We start from the raw sequence: 6,784 nt of genomic DNA on the forward strand, positions 1-6,784 counted from the left end.
CATCTGCCCTTACTCGACTAGCGCATCCGGCTTGCCCTTGCTGCGCGGCCGTTCCTCGACCATCTTGCCCCAGACGATCAACCGGTACTTGCTGGTGAACTCCGGCGTGCACGTCGTCAGCGTGATGTAGCGGCCCGGCCCGGTGAGGCCCGAGCCAGGGGGGACGGGGTCCAGGACGCTCGTGTTGCTCGGCGGCGTCACGGGGAGCATCGACGCCATCTTGTAGACGAAGTAGTCGTCCTGCGTCTCGACGACGATCGCGTCACCCGGCTTGAGCCTGTTGATGTACCGGAACGGCTCGCCGTGCGTGTTGCGGTGGCCCGCCAGCCCGAAGTTGCCGGTCTTCGCGTCGGGCATCGCCGTCTTCAGCGGGTCCTCCCCGTAGTGCCCGACCATGCCCTTGTCGAGCACCTTCTTGTTGCTGACGCCCTCGGCGATCGGGACGACCACGTCCAGCTCGGGGATGTGCAGGATCGCGAAGCCCTGGCCCGGCGAGAACGTCCCCGGGTTGCGCTTGCCGTTCGCCCAGTCGTCCTGGAGCTTGTTCGCCTCGCTGCCGGCCTGCGCGTGCGCCCGTACGTTCGTCCACCACAGCTGGTAGGTGACGAACAACAGCATCAGCACACCGGTCGTGATGAACACCTCACCTACGGCCCGGCTGGCGACCACGGCCGCGCCGGGCTTGCGTGCCCGCGCCTGTCGGCGGGCCTCCACGCGGGAGAGGGGCTTTGCGGCGGCGGAGCGCGGTTTGTCAGGATTCTCACCCCGGGCCGGGGTCTCCGACGCCTCCGAGGTACCGCCGTGCCGTCCACGACGGCGCTTGGCAGCCTTTCTGCGGGCCGCCCGGCCACCAGGAGTGGTTCCGGTGGCAGACGTGGCGGATGGCGCCCCAGAGACGCTCGTGGACTCGCCGCCGACCGTCTGCCCCGGCGGAGCGGGTATCCGCAACGCCACCGTCTCCTCGTCGGGAGGCGGGACGTACGGCGGAGCGCCGTACGGATCGTACGGCGCTCCGCCGAAGGAGTCCTCGCGCTCGGGGCGCAGCGCGGTCACGCCGTGGCCCTGCCCACCACCGGGGCGAGCCCCGCCGACCTCGCCACCGCGCCCTGGTCCCCGCACTCCACCAGCCAGTTGGCCAGCATCCGGTGGCCGTGCTCCGTCAGCACCGACTCGGGGTGGAACTGCACGCCCTCGACGGGCAGCTCCCGGTGCCTGAGGCCCATGATGATGCCGTCGTGCGTACGGGCCGTGACCAGCAGCTCGTCCGGGACCGTCGCCGGCTCGGCCGCGAGGGAGTGGTAGCGGGTCGCGGTGAAGGGAGAGGGCAGCCCGGCGAAGACGCCCTTGCCCTCGTGATCGACCAGCGACGTCTTGCCGTGCAGCAGCTCCGGCGCCCGGTCCACCACACCGCCGTACGCCACCTGCATCGACTGCATGCCCAGGCAGACCCCGAAGACCGGGACCCCGGTGGCGGCGCAGTGGCGCACCATCTCGATGCAGACACCCGCCTCCTCGGGGGTGCCGGGGCCCGGCGACAGCAGGACGCCGTCGAAGCCGTCCTGGGCGTGTGCCGTCGAGACCTCGTCGTTGCGCAGGACCTCGCACTCGGCGCCCAGCTGGTACAGGTACTGGACCAGGTTGAAGACGAAGCTGTCGTAGTTGTCGACGACGAGAATGCGCGCGCTCACTGGTTGTCCACCGTCACATCGTTGAAGGGCAGCAGCGGTTCGGCCCACGGAAAGACGTACTGGAACAGCACGTAGACCACGGCCAGCACCAGCACGATCGAGATCAGCGCCCTCACCCACGCGCTTCCCGGCAGATGCCGCCAGATCCAGCCGTACATGCCGTCCCTTTCCTTCGCACCACGGCACCAGACTCACGCCGTACCGCACCAGACTAACGGCGCAGAGCCTCGGGTTTGCCTGCCTCCACAGGCTGTGTGGAGTCCAGGTGCGCCCAGACGATCAGCCGGTGACTGTGCCCCCATTCCGGATCGCACGTGGTCAGCGTCAGATAGCGGCCTGGACGCGTGTACCCGGACTTACGTGGCACAGCGTCGATCACTTCAATGTCCGAGGGAACGGTTTTGTAGGGGCCTTTGTCGACCCGATACGTGAACCAGGTGGTCCCGTCGGTCAGCACCACCGCGTCGCCCCGGCGCAGCCTGGGGAAGTCCTTGAAGGGGTCGCCGTACGTGCGCCGGTGACCTGCGACGGAGAAGTTGCCCCGCTGACCGAGCCGCGCGGTGTTCGCGTAGTGGCCGAGGCCCTTCTTCAGGATGCCGGTGGAGGTGCCCTCCAGCACCGGCTTGTTCCACGTGAAACCAAGACGTGGGATGTACATGATCGCGAAGGGCTCGCCACTCCTGGCTCTGGCTGGAGCTCTGGCTGGAGCTGTGGCTTTAGCCGTGGTGCTCGGGGCGGGCGTGGGCCGCGTGTCCTGCTGAGCCCACTGGTCCTGGAGGTCGTCGATCTGGTCGTCCATGACGCGGTCGGCCCGCACACCGGTCCAGAACAGCACGTAGACGACGAGGAGCACGATCAGGGCGCCGACGGTGATGCACAGTTCGCTGAACGTCCTGACGATCACGCGCACCGGCGGCTCCTGAGACGGACTGCTCCACCTACTCCACGGGCTTCGCGTAGTGCAGGTCCACTGTGCCCGAGTAACCCGGCAGAGTCACCTTCCCGTCCTCGGTGACTTTCCAGCCGAGGCCGTAGACATTCACGTACACCATGTAGTTCTGGATCGCCGGGGACTCCGCGAGTGCCTTCTGCATCGCCTCCGGGTCCCCGACCGCCGTGATCTCGTACGGCGGAGAGTAGACGCGGCCCTGGAGGATCAGGGTGTTGCCGACGCAGCGCACCGCGCTGGTGGAGATCAGCCGCTGGTCCATGACCTTGATGCCCTTGGCGCCGCTCTTCCACAGGGCGTTCACCACGGCCTGGAGGTCCTGCTGGTGGATGACCAGGTAGTCGGGCTGCGGCTCGGGGTAGCCGGGGAGCTTGGCGGTGGCGTTCGGCGGGGCGTCGTTCAGCGTGACCGTGATCGCCTTGCCCGTCAGTTTCTGGGTGCCCGCGCTCTTCTCCAGCTGCGCCAGCTTCTCGTCCTCGGCCTTGGTGCTGCCGTCGTCGGCCTCGGCGAGCGAGTCGACGTCGTCGCGCAGGGTCGCGTTGGACTCGTCGAGCTGCCCGTTCTTGTGACTGCGCTCCTGAATGAGGTCGGAGAGCTTCAGCAAGGACGTGTCCGTGCGGATGTTGGTGCCCTTGGCCGTATTGAAGCTGGTGAAGAAAATGAGTCCCGCGAGAGCGAAGACGGCCGCCGTGAGCACCCGCACGGGTCGCAGGCGTCGGCCTCGCGCGGGACTGGATCCCGTCCCGGGGGAGTCGGCAGAATTGCTCAACGTACCCTTATCTCCTTCGGCGCCACGGAAGCACTACGCTAACGGACGCCCGGGGGAGCACTGCGAGCCCCATTGCACCGTTCCCGTGGACGTTGCCCCGAGCCCGACCCAGTATCCTGCGCGGCCACGCAGCGCATCGACAGGAGAGACCCTCGTGCCGAAGTCACGTATCCGCAAGAAGGCCGATTACACGCCGCCGCCCGCCAAGCAGGCCGCAGCCATCAAACTGAACAGCCGCTCCTGGGTCGCACCCGTCATGCTGGCCATGTTCCTCGTCGGGCTCGCCTGGATCGTCGTCTTCTATGTGACCGACGGTTCGCTGCCCATCGACAAGCTGGACAACTGGAACATCGTGGTCGGATTCGGCTTCATCGCGGCGGGCTTCGGCGTCTCCACGCAGTGGAAGTAGCAGCCAAAGTAAGGGCGACTCGGCGGTGAACACAGCTCTACCCAGGGCTATCCGCTGAGTTATCCACAGCCCAGGCAGAATTTCCACACCCGCCTGGGGAAAAGACGACGATCTGTGGATAACTCATTGGACGTTGACGCCAGTACGACTGACACACCGGTTGCCGCAAGACTGTTCGCCCCCTGTCTGACCTGTGCAAACGCGGGTCGGTGACAGGGGGCACAGTTGTTCCTGCACCGTATGCACAAGATCCGGCACACGCTGTGGACAACGGGGCGCTCAGGTGAGCTGGGCGGTTCTCAGGAGCGTCATCACCACGACGGCCGCCAGCACCAGGGCGCAGCTGCCGTACTGGATGAGGGCGCGCCGCTCGCGCGGGGCGTGAACCATGCCGTAGCCGATCACGACGCCGGCCACCAGTCCGCCGATGTGGGCCTGCCAGGCGATGTTCATGCCCGGGTTGAAGGTGAAGATCAGGTTGATCACCAGCAGGGCGATGATCGGCCGCATGTCGTACCGGAGCCGGCGCATGAGCACCGCGGTCGCGCCGAAGAGGCCGAAGATCGCGCCGGAGGCGCCGAGCGAACCGCTGCTCGGGGCGGCCAGCACATACGTGAGGGCGCTGCCCGCGAGGCCCGAGACCAGGTAGAGCGCGAGGTAGCGGACCCGGCCCAGGGCGGCTTCCAGGGGGCCGCCGAGCCACCACAGGCTCAGCATGTTGAAGGCGATGTGCCAGATGGCCTCGTGCGCGAACATCGAGGTGAACAGCAGATACCACTGGCCCTCGGCGACGCCTTCGGTAGGAGTGAACGGCGCCGGCGGCCACTGGCCGACCAGGACCAGGTGGTCCAGGAACGACGAGCGGATCTGGCCGACGAGGAAGACCGCGAGGTTGATCCCGATGAGGATCTTGGTCAGAAGGCGGGGATCGGCCGCGATGGTGCCGCCGGCCAGGGTGCGCGGCCGGGAGGCGTCGGGCGCGTGCCCCGTCCCGGAGCCGCCGCGCACGCACTCCGGGCACTGGAAGCCGACGGAGGCGCTGACCATGCACTCGGGGCAGATCGGGCGCTCGCAGCGGGTGCAGCGGATGCCGGTCTCGCGCCCGGGGTGGCGGTAGCAGACGGGCAGGCTCTGGGCAGGCTGAGACCCCTGGTCGTCCGGCCCCTTCGGACTGCCTGGCGCCTGATCCATGAGATCCCCCAAGTCGTCGTACACACGGCATTTGCCCCGCTCATCCTTACGGACGAGCGGGGCATTTGGTTCCCGTCGAGATGCCTGGGCTCGGCCCGGCGGATCAGGGCTCAGCCCTGGCGGGTCTCCACGACGACCGACTCGATGACCACGTCGTTGAGCGGGCGGTCGGTGCGCGGGTTGGTCTGCGTGGTCGCGATGGAGTCGATGACCTTCTGGCTGGCCGCGTCGGTGACCTCACCGAAGATGCTGTGCTTGCGGTTCAGCCAGGCCGTCGGGGAGACGGTGACGAAGAACTGCGAGCCATTGGTGCCCGGGCCGGCGTTGGCCATGGCCAGCAGGTACGGCTTGTCGAAGCGCAGGTCCGGGTGGAACTCGTCCTCGAACTGGTAGCCGGGACCACCGGTGCCGTTACCCAGCGGGTCACCACCCTGGATCATGAATCCGCTGATCACCCGGTGGAAGACCGTGCCGTCGTACAGCTTGGCCGTGGACCTCTCGCCGGTGGCGGGGTTGGTCCACTCGCGCTGACCCGTGGCGAGGTCTACGAAGTTCTTGACCGTCTTGGGGGCGTGGTCCGCGAAGAGCCGGACCTCGATGTCGCCGTGGTTGGTCTTCAGGGTGGCGTAGAGCTGCTCGGCCACGATCTGCCTTCCGTTGTCTTTCTGTGACCCCCTGATCCTCGCACGGTCCACGCCCCCCGTCGCCCGCCGAGGGCATCTGAGCGCATACGGAGGCCGCATCCGAGCGGATATCCGGGGCGAGTGGTGTCGGGCTGCGGGCGCGGAGAGAGGATCCGTGGCATTGTCGACGACAAGCTCGTGTTGCCCCTTATTTCACGTTCGTGACCCGGATGCCCGTCCTCGAATGCCCCAGCGTTCATTGACAGGCATGATCCGTAAAAGGGTGGAAAGTCGAAATACCGTACGCCACCGAGGAGGAGGAACCCGTGACCCGCATCGAAAGCGTGCGCGCCGCGACCGGCTCGGCGAAGGACAGCGTGCTGCACGCCGCGGAAGTGGTGGCGCCCTACGCCGACACGGCCAAGGACAGGGCCGCGTTCTACGCACACGAGGCACGCGTACGGCTCGCGCCCAAGGTGTCGCAGGCCGCCGACCAGGCTCGCGTCCAGTACGACGCGTATGTCGTGCCGCGTCTGGAGCAGGCTCGTTCGCATGTACCGCCCAAGGTCGATCAGGCTGCCCATGACGCCGCCACTCGCACCCGTGCTGCTGCCCGGCAGGCGGCCGAGTACTCCAGGCCGAGGATCGAGCAGGCCGTGGCCGTGGCCGTGCCCGTCGCGGACGAGGCCGCGACGCGCGGTGCCGCCGCTTTGGCCGCACTGCGCGGTCATGTGACGGCCAAGGAGATCGAGAAGTTGGCCCGCAGGCACCAGCGGCGGGCGCGGGCGGGTCGGGCGGCGAAGATGCTGGCCGCCCTGGGCGTGCTCGCCGGTGGCGCCTTCGCCGCCTGGAAGTGGTGGGACAAGCAGGCCAACCCCGACTGGCTGGTCGAGCCCCCCGCCGCGACGGAGGTACCCGAGGCCGGCGGGCTGACCTCGGTGGACGGCAGCGGCGACACGTCCGTGCTCGATCCCGAGGTCCAGGCGAAGCAGGCCGAGGACGACGCGGCGGACCGCGACGAGCGCGACTGACGCTCAAAGCGCCACACAGCGCCGTGGGGGGGGGGGGGGGGGGGGGGGGGGGGGGGGGGCCGGGGGGGGGGGGGGGCCGGGGGGGGGGGGGGGGGGGGGTGGGGGGGTGGGGGGGGTTGTGGGT

8 protein-coding genes and 1 pseudogene are annotated in these 6,784 nt (G+C 68.4%); 2 read left to right on the top strand and 7 right to left on the bottom strand.

Annotated features, from left to right (window positions below; translation table 11 throughout):
- Positions 1-9: 9 nt before the first annotated feature.
- The 5 genes and pseudogenes from ACFYWX_RS45720 to ACFYWX_RS45740 form a co-directional block, all read right to left on the bottom strand.
- Positions 10-1,131 (bottom strand): class E sortase, encoded by a 1,122-nt coding sequence (locus ACFYWX_RS45720; protein ID WP_389431430.1) that lies wholly within the window; start codon positions 1,129-1,131, stop codon positions 10-12.
- Positions 1,050-1,688, bottom strand: a complete 639-nt coding sequence (locus ACFYWX_RS45725; protein ID WP_389431417.1) for an aminodeoxychorismate/anthranilate synthase component II — start codon at positions 1,686-1,688, stop codon at positions 1,050-1,052. The genes ACFYWX_RS45720 and ACFYWX_RS45725 overlap by 82 nt, the downstream gene beginning before the upstream one ends.
- A pseudogene (locus tag ACFYWX_RS45730) lies at positions 1,685-1,895 on the bottom strand (hypothetical protein). Before ACFYWX_RS45730 ends, ACFYWX_RS45725 begins: the two are co-directional and overlap by 4 nt.
- Before the next feature lie 4 nt (positions 1,896-1,899).
- A complete protein-coding gene (locus ACFYWX_RS45735) occupies positions 1,900-2,598 on the bottom strand; it encodes a class E sortase (protein ID WP_389431418.1) in 699 nt (232 codons plus the stop codon).
- Positions 2,599-2,626: 28 nt separating this feature from the next.
- Positions 2,627-3,406 carry a DUF881 domain-containing protein gene (locus tag ACFYWX_RS45740; protein WP_389431420.1) on the bottom strand — a complete coding sequence of 260 codons (780 nt, stop codon included), beginning with the start codon at positions 3,404-3,406 and terminating at the stop codon, positions 2,627-2,629.
- 154 nt (positions 3,407-3,560) lie between these two features.
- Between ACFYWX_RS45740 and crgA the strand changes: the two genes are divergently transcribed.
- A complete protein-coding gene (crgA, locus tag ACFYWX_RS45745) occupies positions 3,561-3,815 on the top strand; it encodes a cell division protein CrgA (protein WP_389431421.1) in 255 nt (84 codons plus the stop codon).
- Positions 3,816-4,094: 279 nt separating this feature from the next.
- On the opposite strand, the gene ACFYWX_RS45750 is transcribed toward crgA, so the two are convergent.
- Together ACFYWX_RS45750 and ACFYWX_RS45755 are read right to left on the bottom strand one after the other, a co-directional pair.
- Positions 4,095-5,006 (bottom strand): rhomboid family intramembrane serine protease, encoded by a 912-nt coding sequence (locus ACFYWX_RS45750; protein ID WP_389431422.1) that lies wholly within the window; start codon positions 5,004-5,006, stop codon positions 4,095-4,097.
- Between the two features lie 110 nt (positions 5,007-5,116).
- Positions 5,117-5,650 (bottom strand): peptidylprolyl isomerase, encoded by a 534-nt coding sequence (locus ACFYWX_RS45755; RefSeq protein ID WP_389431424.1) that lies wholly within the window; start codon positions 5,648-5,650, stop codon positions 5,117-5,119.
- A 305-nt stretch (positions 5,651-5,955) separates the two neighbouring features.
- On the opposite strand from ACFYWX_RS45755, the gene ACFYWX_RS45760 reads away from it, so the two are divergent.
- A complete protein-coding gene (locus ACFYWX_RS45760) occupies positions 5,956-6,660 on the top strand; it encodes a DUF5324 family protein (protein WP_389431426.1) in 705 nt (234 codons plus the stop codon).
- The last annotated feature ends 124 nt before the right edge of the window (positions 6,661-6,784 follow it).

It is taken from the genome of Streptomyces sp. NPDC002888 (assembly GCF_042888465.1).
Lineage (GTDB): Bacteria > Actinomycetota > Actinomycetes > Streptomycetales > Streptomycetaceae > Streptomyces.